16 protein-coding genes are annotated in these 15,738 nt (G+C 62.6%); 11 read left to right on the top strand and 5 right to left on the bottom strand.

Going from position 1 to position 15,738, the window contains the following annotated elements; translation table 11 throughout:
• Positions 1-102 precede the first annotated feature (102 nt).
• Positions 103-696, top strand: coding sequence for an SRPBCC family protein (locus tag ACNAOT_RS19370; RefSeq protein WP_420179022.1), 594 nt, complete (start codon positions 103-105; stop codon positions 694-696).
• A 121-nt stretch (positions 697-817) separates the two neighbouring features.
• The gene (locus tag ACNAOT_RS19365) at positions 818-2,347 is read left to right on the top strand and encodes a CHAD domain-containing protein (protein ID WP_420179021.1); all 1,530 of its coding nucleotides are present in this window, start codon (positions 818-820) and stop codon (positions 2,345-2,347) included.
• Between the two features lie 9 nt (positions 2,348-2,356).
• Here the strand turns inward: ACNAOT_RS19365 and ACNAOT_RS19360 are convergent, their stop codons facing one another.
• Positions 2,357-3,193 (bottom strand): alpha/beta fold hydrolase, encoded by an 837-nt coding sequence (locus ACNAOT_RS19360; protein ID WP_420179020.1) that lies wholly within the window; start codon positions 3,191-3,193, stop codon positions 2,357-2,359.
• Positions 3,194-3,373: 180 nt separating this feature from the next.
• On the opposite strand from ACNAOT_RS19360, the gene ACNAOT_RS19355 reads away from it, so the two are divergent.
• The 4 genes from ACNAOT_RS19355 (at position 3,374) to ACNAOT_RS19340 (ending at position 6,380) form a co-directional block, all read left to right on the top strand.
• Positions 3,374-4,384 (top strand): AvrD family protein, encoded by a 1,011-nt coding sequence (locus ACNAOT_RS19355; RefSeq protein ID WP_420179019.1) that lies wholly within the window; start codon positions 3,374-3,376, stop codon positions 4,382-4,384.
• Positions 4,381-5,355 carry a beta-ketoacyl-ACP synthase III gene (locus ACNAOT_RS19350; RefSeq protein WP_420179018.1) on the top strand — a complete coding sequence of 325 codons (975 nt, stop codon included), beginning with the start codon at positions 4,381-4,383 and terminating at the stop codon, positions 5,353-5,355. The genes ACNAOT_RS19355 and ACNAOT_RS19350 overlap by 4 nt, the downstream gene beginning before the upstream one ends.
• An 87-nt stretch (positions 5,356-5,442) precedes the next feature.
• Positions 5,443-5,688 (top strand): acyl carrier protein, encoded by a 246-nt coding sequence (locus ACNAOT_RS19345; protein ID WP_017200682.1) that lies wholly within the window; start codon positions 5,443-5,445, stop codon positions 5,686-5,688.
• A 65-nt stretch (positions 5,689-5,753) separates the two neighbouring features.
• A complete protein-coding gene (locus ACNAOT_RS19340; RefSeq protein ID WP_420179017.1) occupies positions 5,754-6,380 on the top strand; it encodes a flavodoxin family protein in 627 nt (208 codons plus the stop codon).
• Positions 6,381-6,490: 110 nt separating this feature from the next.
• On the opposite strand, the gene ACNAOT_RS19335 is transcribed toward ACNAOT_RS19340, so the two are convergent.
• The 3 genes from ACNAOT_RS19335 to ACNAOT_RS19325 all read right to left on the bottom strand — a co-directional run bounded on the left by ACNAOT_RS19335 (position 6,491) and on the right by ACNAOT_RS19325 (position 8,289).
• Complete coding sequence (locus ACNAOT_RS19335; RefSeq protein WP_420179016.1) at positions 6,491-7,198, bottom strand: thioesterase II family protein; 708 nt, start codon at positions 7,196-7,198, stop codon at positions 6,491-6,493.
• Positions 7,143-7,550: a winged helix-turn-helix transcriptional regulator gene (locus tag ACNAOT_RS19330; protein WP_017200679.1), complete on the bottom strand. Its 408-nt coding sequence runs from the start codon at positions 7,548-7,550 to the stop codon at positions 7,143-7,145. The genes ACNAOT_RS19335 and ACNAOT_RS19330 overlap by 56 nt, the downstream gene beginning before the upstream one ends.
• A gap of 85 nt (positions 7,551-7,635) precedes the next feature.
• Positions 7,636-8,289 (bottom strand): HAD family hydrolase, encoded by a 654-nt coding sequence (locus ACNAOT_RS19325; RefSeq protein WP_420179015.1) that lies wholly within the window; start codon positions 8,287-8,289, stop codon positions 7,636-7,638.
• A 167-nt stretch (positions 8,290-8,456) separates the two neighbouring features.
• On the opposite strand from ACNAOT_RS19325, the gene ACNAOT_RS19320 reads away from it, so the two are divergent.
• The 3 genes from ACNAOT_RS19320 (at position 8,457) to ACNAOT_RS19310 (ending at position 10,850) form a co-directional block, all read left to right on the top strand.
• Complete coding sequence (locus ACNAOT_RS19320; RefSeq protein ID WP_420179014.1) at positions 8,457-9,134, top strand: FMN-dependent NADH-azoreductase; 678 nt, start codon at positions 8,457-8,459, stop codon at positions 9,132-9,134.
• A 10-nt stretch (positions 9,135-9,144) separates the two neighbouring features.
• A complete protein-coding gene (locus tag ACNAOT_RS19315; protein WP_091470258.1) occupies positions 9,145-9,849 on the top strand; it encodes an AAA family ATPase in 705 nt (234 codons plus the stop codon).
• A gap of 95 nt (positions 9,850-9,944) precedes the next feature.
• Positions 9,945-10,850: a helix-turn-helix transcriptional regulator gene (locus ACNAOT_RS19310; RefSeq protein ID WP_091470260.1), complete on the top strand. Its 906-nt coding sequence runs from the start codon at positions 9,945-9,947 to the stop codon at positions 10,848-10,850.
• Between the two features lie 6 nt (positions 10,851-10,856).
• Here the strand turns inward: ACNAOT_RS19310 and ACNAOT_RS19305 are convergent, their stop codons facing one another.
• Positions 10,857-11,855, bottom strand: a complete 999-nt coding sequence (locus ACNAOT_RS19305; protein WP_420179013.1) for an aldo/keto reductase — start codon at positions 11,853-11,855, stop codon at positions 10,857-10,859.
• Between the two features lie 159 nt (positions 11,856-12,014).
• On the opposite strand from ACNAOT_RS19305, the gene ACNAOT_RS19300 reads away from it, so the two are divergent.
• Positions 12,015-13,748 carry an ABC transporter ATP-binding protein gene (locus ACNAOT_RS19300; RefSeq protein ID WP_420179012.1) on the top strand — a complete coding sequence of 578 codons (1,734 nt, stop codon included), beginning with the start codon at positions 12,015-12,017 and terminating at the stop codon, positions 13,746-13,748.
• Positions 13,745-15,718, top strand: a complete 1,974-nt coding sequence (locus ACNAOT_RS19295; protein WP_420179011.1) for an ABC transporter ATP-binding protein — start codon at positions 13,745-13,747, stop codon at positions 15,716-15,718. The genes ACNAOT_RS19300 and ACNAOT_RS19295 overlap by 4 nt, the downstream gene beginning before the upstream one ends.
• Positions 15,719-15,738 lie beyond the last annotated feature (20 nt).

The raw sequence follows: 15,738 nt of genomic DNA, 5'->3' as shown, positions 1-15,738 counted from the left end.
GCGCGCTTTAGACAGGCGCGCCACTGGTTAAGCAGCCAGCTGGCTGGCGCGCCACCAGCATTACCGCATGAGCACCCGAGACACGATCGAAGGAGCAAAACCTTGGCTACGGTAAATAAGTCAATCGAAGTGGATGTACCTGTATCTGTTGCCTACAACCAGTGGACGCAGTTTGAGACCTTCCCTCAGTTCATGAATGGAGTGGAGGCCGTTGAACAGATCGATGAAACTGGCCTTCATTTTTCAACCAATGTGGGTGGTGTGAAGCGGGAGTACAACGCCCAGATCATTGAACAGGTCCCTGATTCCCTGGTCAGTTGGGCCAGCGTGGACGGTCCCCGCAACGGCGGAACGGTGAGCTTCGAGCCACTCGACACCGGCAGGACCCGGGTCAACGTGGAGATCGTCTGGGAGCCGGATGGCCTCGCGGAAAAGGCCGGCTCCGCCCTTGGCGTGGACAGCATGCGCGTAGGTGCGGACTTGGACAAGTTCAAGAAGTTCATCGAAGCCCAGAGGCATGAAACGGGTGCCTGGCGTGGCACGGTTTCCGGTGGCGATGTTGATGACACCGGTGAAACCTTCGGTAGTGGCGCAGTGGCAACGGCTGAGTTCCCGCCCGTCGATCCGGATCTCGCAGCGCCGGCTGCCAATGAAGGGCCCGCCGAGCCGCCACAGCCGCGCACTCCGGGGATCTAGCGCGACGGGTTGATCTAACTCAAACTGGACATGGAACCACATAAGCAGCTCCAACGAGGGCCGGCCATCACAACGGGCCGGCCCTCGCGGCATATCCCCGAAAGGCAGGAATTCCGCGGTCATGGCAACCTCCAGCAATGTGGAAGCTGAACAGAAATTCGACGCCGAAGCGTCCACTCCGCTCCCTGCCCTCGAAGCAATTGACGGGATAGGGAGTGTGGGTGAACCCGCGAGCCACAGCCTGGAAGCCATTTACTTTGACACCCGCCACCTGGCCCTGGCATCCCGCGGAATCACACTGCGCCGCCGGACCGGCGGGCCGGACGCCGGCTGGCACCTGAAGCTACCGCACAGTGCGGGCAAGCGAACAGAGATCCAGGCACCGTTGGGCAACGCCGACTCTGTCCCGGTGGAACTCATGGACCGCGTGCTTGCCTATACCCGGGGTCACGCAGTGGCGGCTGTCGCAACCCTGAACACGGAACGAACCAGCTACGCCTTGTACGGCGAGGATGGCCACCGACTGGCTGAATTCGTGGATGACTACGTTCGTGCCAGAGCGATGCTTGGCGAACCCCGCGAGCTGGAGTGGAGGGAGTGGGAGGTGGAGCTGGCACCGGAGGAAGCCGACGACGGTGCCGACACCTTGCTGAGCACCCTGACACAGCAACTCTCCGACGCCGGAGCAAAGCCGAGCGAGCGCACGTCCAAGCTGGCCACCGCCTTAGGCGACTCATGGCCTGCTTCGAAGCTAACAGACCGCGAAGAGCCCAGCGGCAACGGTCCAGCCGTCATTCCCGTGCTCAAGTACCTGGACGAGCAAGTGGCCGATCTGCTCCTTCAGGACTCCCATGTCCGCCTTGCCCGTGACGATTCAGTGCACCAAATGCGGTCACAGATACGCCGAATCCGTGCTGTCCTGCATGGTTACAGGGATCTCTTTGAACCGGACCCGGTGAAGGATCTCGAAAAGGAACTGAAGTCGCTCGCCAAGACCCTTGGCCGCTACCGGGACGTGGAGGTCTTGCACGAACGCTTGAGGAGCAGCTTCGATGAACTGCCAAGAAAGCTCGTCCTGGGTCAACTCCACAATGAGCTGGAAGAGCGTATGGCATTGAGGGCCGAAACTGCGATGTCTGCCGTAAGGAACCGGTTGAACAGTCCCCGCTACTTCAAGTTGCTGGACGCTGTGGAAGCCTTCATCGACGCTCCGCCCACAACGTCAAAAGGTGAGGCAGCGGCAAAGGAGACCACGGCGAAGCTCGTCAACAAGGCCGGCAAAAGGCTCCGCAAACGGCACGACGAAGCGGTGGGTGCCGCCGTCGGGCCTCAACGCGATAGGGCATTCCACGAAGTACGGAAGGCCGCCAAGAAGCTGCGCTTTGCCGCAGCGGCTGTGGAAGGCATCCACGGCAAACGTGCCGTGAAGTTGGAAGACGCGGCGCACAGGATTCAGTCGATTCTTGGCGACCATCAGGACAGTGTGATGGCGCGGGCGGAACTGCTGAAGCTGGGCTCAGCGCCGGGCGTCAGCAACGGTGCTTTCACTTATGGAGTGCTCCACGCGATGGAGCGCACCGCCGCTGACGCCACTCAGCAGGAGTACCTGCGAAAGGGCAAGAAGGCGCGGAACCTACGCCTCAAGAAGTAGCTCCACGTCTTACTTCTTGAGGAACGCCAGCAGGGCCTCGTTGATTTCCGCACCATGCGTCCAGAGCAAGCCGTGCGGTGCGCCCTCGATTTCAAGGTACTCGGCGCTGGGCAGGGCATCCTTGAATCGCCGACCCGTGACGTCGATGGGCAGGATGTTGTCCGCCGTGCCGTGGACGATCAAGGCCGGGACATCGATCTTGGGAATGTCCGATCGGAAGTCCGTCAGCCAGGTGGGCTGGGCGGCTACTGAGGCGAACGCACCGGATTTGCTGGCAAGGTTCCAGCTGGCGTCCACTGATTCCTGGCTGAGCCGTGCGGTGCCAAGGAAGGTGTCCGTGTTGTAGAAGTTCTTGAAGAAGTCGGTGAAGAAGGCGTACCGGTCGGCCTTAACGGACTCGGCGAGGCCATCGAAGACCTCCTGGGGGACGCCGTCGGGGTTGTCGTCGGTCTTCAGAAGGAAAGGCTCCAGCGAACCGAGGAACACGGCCTTTGCAACGCGCGCCGAGCCGTAGGTGCTGATGTAGCGCGCAACTTCGCCTGTACCCATGGAGAAGCCCACCAAAACGGCGTCGTTCAGGTCCAGGGTGTCCAGCACGGTCTTCAAGTCTGCTGCGAAGGTGTCGTAGTCGTAGCCTTCGGTCGGTTGGCTGGACTTGCCGAACCCGCGGCGATCGTACGTGATGACGCGATATCCGGCGTCGAGCAGTGCGGCCGTCTGCTTCTCCCAGGAGGATCCGTCCAACGGGTAGCCATGAATCAGGACCACTGGCTGGCCGGCCCCATGGTCCTCGTAGTAAAGCTCAATCTCAGTGCTGTTTTCGTCTCCGACGGTGATGTAAGCCAAAACTCAAGTCCCTTCGATGCAGTTCAACACGAACGTTTCCAGCCTACTGTCCGGGACTGACACTGACACCGGCTCCGGCTCAGGGTGGTGTTCCCACCACCACCATCCGCGGACACTGGTTGCCGACGCTGTTGCAGTGGATTCTTGGATCACCGCCGATGACGAAACCAAGGAACACTCATGCCCCTTGCCCTACGCCCCGCCACCGAGAGTTACGCCTCAATCGACGACCTCCTGGGCGACGGACGCCGCCGCTTCTTCAGCCACGGTTACAAGACCACCAACCCGCGGCTGCGGAACCTTCGCGTTGCCCACACCGTCGCTGAGTCCACACTGACTGCCCGAGCCAGCTTGGGTGTCGCGGGAGTTTGGTCAGTCAAAGGCAATCAAAAGCAAACACCGCACCTTGGCACCACGGACGTCCTTGTCCTTGCCTGCAGAATGGCGGAAGCCCTGCTGGCCAGCAGGTTTTCGCCGGATATATTGCCAGCCGCTTACCTGACGTCCGTCACCATCTCCGGCGGCAGTGAACCGGTGGAAGACACCTTGGGTGATCTTGGCTGCAAGGCTACGCTGCAGGACCACGGTGAAGGGTCCGTCCTGAGGTGCTCGGTGGCCTCCATGAGCGCGGTCCTTGAAGTAACCCACGCTCCGGCTGAACTTGGACTTGCGTCCGTCGAGTCACCCTCAGAAGAGGCGTTGGTGGGCGACGCCGCCACGCGACTCTATGGTGCCCTGTGGGCCGAACGGCAAGTCACGTTGTCAGACGTGGTTCTCGAAGCGGCACAGGGTGCAGCCCACGCGCAGCTCTCGTTTCGCCAGCAACCCACGTTGGGCCACCAGCTGGGTGACCGGCGCGGCCTGGAAGCTGCGTACCCGCAGGCGCTGTCCGCCGTCGAGTACTTTGTGGCCACCCTGCAACTAGGGCAGGTCCTGCTCTACAGCTTGGACGCCATGAACCGTTCCGACAGCAACACGCTCTGGATGCGCAAGACACGGGTTACTTTTACCGGTCCCGGCCCGAAGATTGGGGGCGGGCAGGGAACCGGTCTGAGTGTGGGGTTGCAGAAGAGCCGGCTGATCGGAAAGGACGGCGGGTCCTGGCGCTGCGCCGATGTAGTGGGAACGTTCGACGGCGGCGAGGTAGTCTGCAGCGTCGCTCACCAACTGCCGGCAGGGGCTGTTCAATGAGCGCGAAATCCGCGGTGGTCCGGGGCCTGGGCGGCGCACTTCCCGAACGCGTGGTCACGAATGAGCACCTCTCCTCCGTCATGGATACCTCCGATGAATGGATCCGGCGCCGGACCGGCATCGCCGAGCGGCGCCACTCAGACGAATCTGAGAGCACCAGCGTCCTTGCCACAACAGCTGGCCGACGAGCGTTGGCAAGCGCCGGCGTCGATACCGTGGGGCTGCTGATCGTGGCGACCTCGACGCCGGACAAGGTCTGCCCTGCCACTGCACCAAAGGTTGCGGCGAACCTTGGGCTACAAGGGATTGCCGCGTTCGATATCTCGGCCGTTTGTTCAGGATTTGTCTACGCGCTCGCTACGGCCGGCTGGGCCATTACCTCCGGCTCCGTTGGCTCTGCGCTGGTGATTGGCGCGGACACCTTCACCCGGCTGCTGGACCCGACGGACCGCACCACGTCCGTGATCTTCGGCGACGGAGCAGGAGCCGCCTATCTCTCGGCCGGTACCGCAGAAGAACCCGGGGCCATCCTTGCTACAACGCTGCACTCCGACGGAGACGGGGAAACGCTGATTCATGTCCCACGCAGCGCCGGTGCCTTCTTTGAGATGCAGGGCAAAGAAGTGTTCACGCAGGCGGTGACGGCGATGTCGGACTCCGTGCAGACCGTGCTGGCGAGTGTTGGCTGGACGGCTGGCGACGTCGATTCCCTGATCGCGCACCAGGCCAACCTCCGGATCCTCAACACGGTGGCCTCGGTGACCGGAATACCCGGCTCCAAAGCCGAGGTCCACTTGGACAGGGTGGGAAATACTTCAGCTGCCTCGATTCCACTGGCCATGACCGACGCCGGCACCAAGGGCCACAGGTCTCCCGGGGACAAAGTGGTGCTGACGGCCTTCGGCGGGGGAACCACCTGGGGTGCCATCGCCATGACCTGGCCTTCGATCTCGGTTGTGGACCCGCATTAGGGCCACTACCGATTCCTGCGGGCAGGGTGCCTTGCGGGATCACCGTGGCCCGGCCATCCCGGGCCACCCTACAAAGGGGGAAACCACATGGAAATTACAGCTTTGGACGTCGTCGAGGCTATCCGATCCACCATGGACGAGCTCAGCCACATGGGCCCGGACGACTCCTTCGCGGACCTGGACATCGATTCACTGTCCCTCGTTGAAGCGGCCGTCATCCTCAGCAACAAGTTCGGCGTGCGCGTGGACGAATTCGAACTCGCAGACGCAGGAACTGCCCGGGTTGCGGCCGGACTGGTGACCGGGAAGCTTGCCCTGCAACCCGCCGTCTAACCGGAATCCACTACCGCTTAATCTTTGCCATTACATAGACACAGATACGAACATTGAGGACACCCATGGCCACTCCGGCAATTGCAGTTGTTTACTATTCAGGTTCCGGTCACACCAAGGTCCTCGCGGACGCAGTGGTGTCCGCCGCCGCCTCCACGGGAGCCACCGCAGCCCTCCTGCGCGTGGATGAACTTACCCAGGAGTCCTGGGACTTCATCGATGAAGCCGATGCCATCATCTTCGGCGCACCCACTTACATGGGTACTGCACCTTCAGCGTTCCACGCCTTCGCAGAAAAGACGGCAGGCCGTTGGGCTGTGCAGAAGTGGCACAACAAGCTGGGTGCGGGTTTCACCAACGCCGCATGCAAGGCAGGGGACAAAAACTCAACCTTGGATTACTTCGCTACTTTTGGCGCCCAGCACGGCATGAACTGGATCAACCTCGGCCTGCTCCCAGGCTGGAAGAGCACCAAGGGTACCGAAAACGACCTCAACCGCTTCGGCTACTTCAACGGCGCTGCCGCACAAACCTTCTCGGACGTTGGGATCGAGGGCGTCCACCCCGCGGATATCGCTACGGCCGCCCACTTGGGCCGACGCGTTGCGGAAATCAGTGCGGTCTTCGCCGCCGGAAAGGCCGCCCTGGAGAACCGCACCTCAGACCGGGAACTCATCAGCACGGGAGCCTAGCCGTCCTCGTGCCGAGGAGCGGGCGGACACGGATAAAGCCTGGCGACACGGATAAAGCCTGGCGACACGGATAACGCCTGGTGACACCCATATTTGGGTGGCGCCAGGCTTTATCCGTGGCGCTGATCCGTCTGGGCGTCCCTACTCCGCTCCGGGGACAGGGTCTTTTCCACGAGTAACCGCACGGCAGGGTTGCCCAAGTGGAACAGATGACCTCCAGTGTCCAGTTTCATCAACCGTGGCTCGGCCGCGCACCATGCCGCCCAGCGGAGGGAATCGGCAACAGGCACCACAGGATCGTCGGCGCTGTAGAGGACGGTTGCTGGAACTTCCAACTGTTTCCCGGGTGGTCTTCCGGGATATCCTGCCAGGAGATCGAGGTCCTCAAGGAGGACTTCCCGGGCACGCGGGGACAGAGCGCCCGCAGCGGCAATTGCGGCAGCACCGGCGTCGTGCATTCCCGACGGCGGGCGCGTGGCGGCGAGGAAGACGTGGGCTACCCGGCCTGTGTGCTGGAGCCGCAGGGCGATCTCGAATGCGAGGACAGCCCCCATGCTGTGGCCGTACAGGGCTAGCCGGGCAGACGCCGACGCCGTCACGCGCTCTGCGAGTGCATCAGCAGCCGCCCCCAAGGACATGAAGTCCCAGCCACGGTAGCTGAGTTTGGTCACCGTCACGCCGTCGAAGCGCCAGCCTGCGAAACTGGCCGTGGTCCCACCGGCATGGTGCAGGCAAAACAGGTGCACGCCGGGGTCCTGGCCGTCAGTTGAAGGCGAGCCGGTGGCGGTCGTGCTCCAAACGGGACGCAGCAACATCATCCATGTGCTCCTCCGCCCACTCCTTCATTTCAAAGATGATGCGCAGCAGCGAGCGGCCGCGGGGAGTGAGTTCGTAGTCGGTGCGGATGGGAACAGACACCGTGACATGCCGGAGGACCAACCCATCGCGTTCCAGGGAGCGGAGGGTGGATGTCAGCATCTTCTGGCTGGCACCTGGTATGAGCTTCCTCAGGTCACTGTGGCGCTGCTGGCCGTCCTCAAGGGCAAGCATCACCAAGGTGACCCACTTGCTGCTGATGGCCTCCAGCAATTGCCGGGCCGGGCAAAGGTCCAAGGACGCGTTGTAGTGCTTCCGGGCTTTCTGGCGTTTCTGTTCAGCCGTGAGAGTCATATCCCCAATACTTTCCTCATCAAGTGGACTGCTGGGCTCAGTTTACTTGGGGCCTCTGACAGCTCGGGGAACGGTGTCGTAAACCTTAACTCACCGGCGTGGCTGAGACCCTCAGCTTGGCGTGAACCAACAGGGATTCCCCTGCCAAGGCCATGAATTGGAGATCCGAATGATGGTCCCCGTAAGCGAAGCTAGCCGCGAGATCAACATTGTTCGCTAACGCGTGGGCCAGGACGGCCCGGGCTTTGGCATCACCCACCAGTGCTTCCTCGATCCCACCCGTGTACTTGCCACCGGCCACTACCGGGTGGGTGCATAACAGCTCAAGGTGGGGCCACCGCCGTCGAACCCGTACCAAGGCCGGCTCGAACGATGCCGTGACTGCAACCAGCTGCCGCCCGGAGTCCGCATGGGCGTCCAGGATGGACACCACAGGCTCCAGGAAAGCCCAGTCGGCCGCCTGCCCATCCTGCAGATCCGCCCAGCGCTCGCCGAGTTCGGCCACCTCTGTGACGCTTCGGCCGCGCCACCAGCGGAAGTAGCGGGCGTTCGTCACCGAACGCGGGACCCCGTTCTCCGCTGCAGCCCGCAGACCTGCGAGGAACTCCTCGGCCTCTTCAGCGCGGGCATGTTCGGCGGCGTCGAAGCGAAGGAACTCGAAAATGGTGTTGTAAGCGGTGACGGTGCCGTCGATGTCTGTGTAGGCAGCTTGGATGCGGCTGCGGGAGGATTCTTCCACAGGAAGAATCCTAGGGACCGATCCGCCGTTCGGAAGCCCCTCAGGGCAGGGCACTTTGAGGTGCCCTAGGCACAAAAAAGTGCGTTCTTACGCGGCGCCGCGCTGTCAGTGAGGATCGATGACGGGGCACAAAGCGTCCCCGAAAGCACAGCCTTGAAAGGAAGCCAATGCCTACCATCCTCCACATCAACGCCTCTCCGCGCTACGCCAACAGCGACTCCCTGCGGTTGGCCCGGCACTTCATCGATTCCGTCCAGACTGCCGGTGCGGAGAGTTTCGAAGTGGAGACGCTGAACCTGTTCGACGACGGCGCGCTGCCCGTTTTCGGTCGCGTCGCCGCCGCTGCGAAGATGGCTGTTTTCACCGGACAGGACCAGACTCCCGATCAGGTTGCTGCGTGGGAATCCGCCCGTGCAGTATTCGACCAGTTCGCTGCCGCCGACGCCTACGTCTTCAACATCCCCATGTGGAACTCGGGCGTTCCGTATGTCCTGAAGCAGTGGATCGACATCATCACCCAACCCGGCTGGAGCTTTGGTTTCGACCCCGAGCAGGGCTACCGCGGCCTGCTGGAGGGCAAGCAGGCCCTGGCAATCCACACCAGCGGCGTTTACGCACCGGGCGTTCCGGCCGCGTTCGGCTCTGACTTCAGCAGCACTTTCTTTGCCGACTGGCTGAACTTCGTGGGCATCGAGGACGCCACGCACGTCCGCTTCGCCCCCACGGTGCTCAACGGAGACGTGGATGGCACCCGTAAGGTTGCCGAGGCGGACCTCAGTGACGCCGCCATCGAGTTCTCCGGCAAGCTCAGCGCCGCGGGAACCCTCCAGCTCGTCAACGACTAAGGCGGACGCAGTGCGCATCGGCATTTCAGGTACCTACTCCTCGGGCAAGACGTTCACGTCCATGGCCTTGTCCCACTACACGGGGCTGCCCCGGACCCGGGCAAGGACCATGCGTGAAATCCTCCCCGAGGCCGCGCCGGGCAAGACCCTTGAGGAGTGCACGGCCGCGGAGCTTATCCAGATGATCGTGACCCGCCACGTTGAGCGGGCCGTTTACGAGGACAAGCTCTCGGCAGGGTTCATTTCCGACGGATCATCCTTGCAGGAATGGATCTATGGGTCTGTGCGGGTTTCGCTTGGCCTGAATCCCAGTGCCTCGGCGCATCTTTCGGCGGGCGAGACCGTGGAGAAGACGCCGGAACTCGCCTTCTTCGAAGAGGTGATGACCAGCCTTGGCAACAGCTTCAAGAGGCACGTGCAGAACTCCTTCGATGTGTTCGTGCACCTGAAGAACGAGCTCCCGCTCTCCGCCGACGGGCACCGCCCGGTCAATGATCAGTTCCGGAACATGTCCGACGCCATCTTGCAGCAAACCATGGACGAGCTGGGGATGCCGTTCCATGTGGTGTCCGGTTCCGTGGAGGAGCGACTCGAGCAGATCGCTTCCCTGTTCAAGCTGGAACCACGCATGAGCCCGGAGGATGCTGCTCGTTTGGCCTCCGAAGAGTACGCACAGTTGGATGTCCGTTCTGAAAAGGAACGCGTCCTGCAGTAATCCGCCTGACCCAGGATTCCGGATTCGACTCACCCGTTCGTCCGGCCGACTGCCATAAAGCGGTCGGCCGGACGCTCGTCATTAGTGGAGAACCCATGCCCACCCATCCTTCTGCTTCCCACCAAGCGCGGTCCAACCACGCGCGACTAGGCGAGTTCTTCCGCACCCGCCGCGAGCAGACCCGGCCGGAGGACGTCGGGTTACCGGTCAGCCCACGACGCCGGACTCCCGGACTCAGGCGGGAAGAGGTGGCCGTCCTGGCGAACGTTGGGGTCTCCTGGTACACCTGGCTGGAGCAGGGGCGGGCCATCGGTGCCTCAGCAGAAATTTTGGATGCGATAGCCAATGCCCTGCAGCTCAGCCCGGAAGACAGGAACTATGTCCGCAGGCTGGCGTCCGGGCGTCGGCCCAGCCCTGACGCCGGCAACAGACAAGCCGCTCACAGCGGCTTTCAGGGGACCGGGGAGGGAGGACAGCGTTTCGACGTCGACAACACCCAGTTGGCGCTTCTGCAGCAACTGGTGGATGCCATGGCAAATCCCAGCTACATCGCAGACCCGTTCTGGACCGTCGTGGCAATGAACCCGGCCGCGGCTGACACTTTTGATACCCGGGTGGGCGAAAGCTGCCTCCACCGCTTCTTCACCGATCCGGAGCTTGCCCGGCCCCACGTCCACAAAGAGATGATGGCCCGATCCATGGTTGCCCAGTTTCGTGCGCAATCAGCCAAGTTCCCTGACGATCCCCGGTTCGACACCATGGCCCGGAGCCTCTGCGAGGTCTCGAAGGCTTTCAACGAACTGTGGCAGCGCCAGGTGGTGAGCGACTCGTACCATGTGGACGTTGTCTACGACCACCCAACACTCGGCCGGCTCAGCTTCGCCCCCATGGTTCTGGGCGTGCCGCAGTTTCCCGCCCTCCGCCTCTTTACCTACCTGCCCAAAAGCGGGACAGGGACGCAGGCGGCACTGTTGGGGCTTGGTCGGAAGGCTGTTGTCTAGTGCGGGTCAGAGGTTCGTCATCCGTTCGCCGGCCTCGTTGTAGCGCCCACCCTCCACGGTGATTTTCGCTGCGGCGGCTTCGATCTCGTCAATCTCTGCAGGCGAAAGTTCGACGTCGGCCGCCGCCAGGTTTTCTTCGAGGCGGTGCAGTTTCCGTGTGCCTGGAATAGGCACGATCCACGGCTTCTGCGCCAGCAACCATGCCAAGGCGATCTGGCCCGGCGTCGCGCCTTTTCGTTCTGCGATGCCGGCGAGCAGGTCCACCACAGCCTGGTTATTTTGCATGGCCTCCGGGGTGAACCGGGGGATGGTGCTGCGGATGTCGTTGCCGGATTCGAAGTTGGTGGAGGCGTTGATGGTGCCGGTCAGGAAGCCCTTGCCCAGCGGGCTGAAGGGAACGAAGCCGATGCCAAGTTCTTCGCAAACGTCCAGGACTTCTTCCTCCGGTCGGCGCCACCACAACGAGTACTCGCTCTGGACGGCAGCCACGGGAAGGACTGCATGGGCCCTGCGGATGGTGCCTGCCGCAGCCTCGGACATGCCGAAGTGCTTCACTTTTCCGGCGTCGACGAGTTCCTTGACTGCACCTGCTACGTCCTCGATGGGGACGTCCGGATCAACCCGGTGCTGGTAGTAGAGATCCAGGGCGTCCACTCCCAGCCGCTGCAGTGATCCTTCGACTACCTCTTTGATGACCTCGGGGCGGCTGGTGACCTTGCCGCTGGCTTTCCGCGCGGCGGGGTCAATGTCCCAACCGAATTTGGTGGCAATGACTACCTGGTCCTTGAATGGGGCCAGTGCTTCGCCGACGAGTTCCTCATTAGCGTAGGGTCCGTAGATCTCGGCGGTGTCGAAGAATGTCACGCCGCGCTCCACGCCTGTGCGGATGAGTGAGATCATTTCCTCGCGGTCCGGCTTCTCGCTGTAGCCGCCTGTCATGCTCATGCATCCCATGCCAATGGCGGAAACCTCAAGGCCGCCGGTGCCGAGTGTGCGCTTTTCCATGGTTGGTCTCCTATGGTGTTCGAGCTGATTGCTACCTCGACGGTATGGCCATGCTGAGACGCGAGGGAGTCCCTGGCATTACCCCTCAGTTCCCCTAGTTGCCCACAGCAACCAGACGTAAACTGGCCTTCGGTTCACATCGCCTGGCTCGGAGATTCCATGCTGTGGAAGGTACTTGTTCGCTTCCTGCGGCCGCATCAGCGGCTGCTGATCGCCGTCGTCGTCTTCCAGTTGGCCCAGTCCATCGCATCCCTTTACCTTCCCACCCTGAACGCTGACATCATCGACAACGGGGTGGCCACCGGGGATACCGACTACATCCTGCGCATGGGCGGCCTCATGCTGCTCATTACCTTGCTCCAGATCGCGTGTGCGGTGGTGGCCGTGTACTTCGGCGCGAAGGCAGCCATGGGAATGGGCCGCGACCTGCGGGACGCCGTCTTTGCAAGGGTGGGGGAGTTCTCGGAGCAGGAGGTCACCAGGTTCGGGGCGCCATCCTTGATCACCCGGTCCACCAACGACGTCCAGCAGGTGCAGCAGCTGGTCCTCATGTCCTGCACGCTCATGGTCGCCGCTCCCATGCTGAGCATTGGCGGCGTGATCATGGCTGTGCGGCAGGACGCGCAATTATCCTGGCTGATTGCCGTTTGCGTTCCGGTGTTGCTGGTGGCGGTCGGGCTGATCGTGACGCGGATGGTACCGCTGTTCCGGAAGATGCAGGTCCGGATCGACGCCGTGAACAGGGTCCTCCGCGAGCAGCTCACCGGCATTCGTGTGGTGCGGGCGTTCGTCCGCGAGGACATGGAGACAGCCCGGTTCGGCAAAGCGAACGACGACGTTACTGATGTTGCGCTCCGGGCCGGCCGTTTGATGGCGCTCATGTTCCCTGTGGTCATGCTTGTCATGAACGTTTCCAGCGTGGCGGTCATCTGGTTCGGATCTTTCCGGATCGAGGACGGCTCCATGCAGGTGGGCACCCTGATCGCGTTCCTGAGTTATCTGATGCAGATCCTCATGTCCGTCATGATGGCCACGTTCATGGCCGTGATGATCCCGCGCGCGTCCGTTTCCGCCGACCGCATCGGCGAGGTCCTGGACACCGAGTCAAGCGTCCAGCCGCCGTCGAACCCGGTCACGGGCGGGATACGCCGCGGCGAACTGGAAATGCGCGACGTCGGATTCGCCTACCCGGGTGCCGAGCAGCCGGTGCTGAGCGGACTTTCGTTTACCGCCCGGGCGGGAAAGACCACCGCTATCATCGGCAGCACCGGCGCTGGCAAGACCACTTTGGTGAACCTCATGCCGCGGTTGTTCGATGCGACCAGAGGATCAGTGCGGATGGATGGCGTGGATGTCCGGGAGCTGCACCCGGACCTCCTGTGGGGGCACATCGGGCTGGTGCCGCAGCGGCCCTACCTGTTCTCCGGGACGGTCCGTAGCAACCTGCAGTATGGCAAGCCCGATGCCACTGAGGACGAGTTGTGGCAGGCGCTCCGGGTGGCCCAGGCTGAGGACTTCGTGCTGGAAATGGAGGGCGGCCTGGATGCGGCGATCTCGCAGGGCGGTACCAACGTCTCCGGCGGGCAGAGGCAAAGGCTCGCGATCGCCCGGGCACTGGTGAAACAACCTGAGCTCTACATCTTTGACGACTCCTTCTCCTCCCTGGATACCGCCACCGACGCCAGGCTCCGGCAGGCCCTCAAGCGCCACACCAACGGCGCCACGTTGGTGATCTTCGCGCAGCGCGTCTCCAGCATCGCGGACGCGGACCAGATCCTAGTGCTCGACGACGGCAGGATCGTTGGGCGCGGAACGCACGATGAGCTGTTGGAGACGTCCGAAACATACCGGGAAATCGTGTCCTCCCAGCTCGCGGCGGAGGAGGCAGCATGAGTGCTGTGCCAGCCGGTCCCCGTGGTCCGCAGCGGCCGGCGATGGGCCCGGGCCGCGGAGGTCCGTTCGCCGGAATGAACATTCCGGCTGAGAAAGCCTCGAATTTTGGTGCCTCGGCACGGCGTTTGCTGGGGACCCTGCGGCCTGAACGCTTTTGGTTGATACTGGTGCTGGTCTTCGCGGTGGTCAGCGTTACTTTGTCCGTCATTGGCCCCCGGTTGCTGGGCGAGGGCACCAACCTGATCTTCGCCGGCGTCGTCTCCAAACAGCTGCCCGAAGGCGCGTCCAAAGCCGAAGTGATCGCAGGCTTGCGTGCATCCGGCGAGGACAGCAAGGCCGACATGCTGGGGGCCATGACCCTGACCCCCGGCGTCGGAATCGACTTCACGGCGCTGGCTTCGGTGCTGCTGTGGGCACTGGCGCTATATGTCCTGGCCTCGGCGTTCGGTTGGATTCAGGCGTACGTACTCAACGGCGTCGTGCAGCGGACCGTGTACCGCCTCCGAGAGCGGATCGAAGCGAAAATCCACCGGCTGCCCCTGCGCTATTTCGACTCCATCCAGCGCGGTGAGCTGCTGAGCCGGGTGACCAATGATGTGGACAACATCTCCCAAAGTTTGCAGCAATCCATCAGCCAAGTGGTCTCGTCCCTGCTGACGGTGGTGGGCGTGCTGGTGATGATGTTCCTGCTCTCGCCGCTGCTGGCGTTGATTGCCTTAGTAACTATTCCGTTGACGCTGGGGACCACGCTGCTGATCGCCAAGCGCTCGCAGAAACTGTTCGTGGCGCAGTGGAAGAACACTGGCGAACTCAATGGCCAGATCGAGGAAACGTACACTGGACATGCGCTGGTGAAGGTGTTCGGACGGCAGAACGAAGTCCAGGAGAAGTTCCGCGCGAAGAACGGTGAGCTGTATCAGGCGAGCTTCGGGGCGCAGTTCGTGAGCGGTCTGATCATGCCGGCCATGACGTTCATCGGGAACCTGGTCTACGTGGGGATCGCCGTGGTTGGTGGCCTGCAGGTGGCCTCGGGCTCAATGCAGTTGGGCGACGTGCAGGCATTTATCCAGTACTCCCGGCAGTTCACCATGCCACTGGCCCAACTCGGATCGATGGCGAATATGCTGCAGTCCGGTGTTGCCTCGGCTGAGCGGGTTTTCGACTTGTTGGATGAGGAGGAAGAGTCGGCCGAACCTGACCCTGTTCCGCCGTCGGGTCCGTCGCGTGGGCGTCTCGTCTTCGAGAATGTGTCCTTCCGGTACTCGCCGGACAAGCCACTGATCACGGACCTCAGCCTGGTGGCGGAGCCGGGGCAGAGTATCGCGATAGTTGGGCCGACGGGAGCTGGCAAGACCACCCTGGTGAACCTCATGATGCGGTTCTACGAGCTCGACTCCGGACGAATAACGCTCGACGGCGTCGACATCACTTCACTGTCACGGCAGGAACTTCGCTCGCGGATGGGCATGGTCCTCCAGGACACTTGGCTGTTCGGCGGGACGATCCGCGACAACATCGCCTATGGGCGCCCCTCCGCTTCCGAGACCGAGATCATGGAGGCCGCGCAAGCAACGTACGTGGACCGGTTCGTAAAGTCGCTGCCCGAAGGGTACGACACCTTGCTCGACGACGAAGGCGGCAACGTATCGGCAGGTGAGAAACAGCTGCTCACCATTGCCAGGGCCTTCCTGTCCCGCCCATCGGTGCTGATCCTTGATGAGGCCACCAGCTCCGTGGATACACGGACCGAGGTACTGGTTCAGAAGGCCATGAACGCGTTGAGGTCTGACCGGACCAGCTTCGTCATCGCCCACCGGCTCTCCACTATCCGGGACGCCGACCTCATCCTGGTGATGGAAGCCGGGCAGATCGTTGAGCAGGGGACCCACGCCGAACTGCTTGCCTCGGGCGGGGCGTACTCCCGGCTGTATGAGGCGCAGTTCGCGGCACCAGCTGCGCTTGAACCCTAGATTTATTGGGCCTGTGGCTT

This window comes from Paenarthrobacter sp. TA1.8 (genome assembly GCF_048595705.1).
Lineage (GTDB): Bacteria > Actinomycetota > Actinomycetes > Actinomycetales > Micrococcaceae > Arthrobacter > Arthrobacter nitroguajacolicus.
This window is presented reverse-complemented; position numbering and strand designations above follow the sequence as displayed.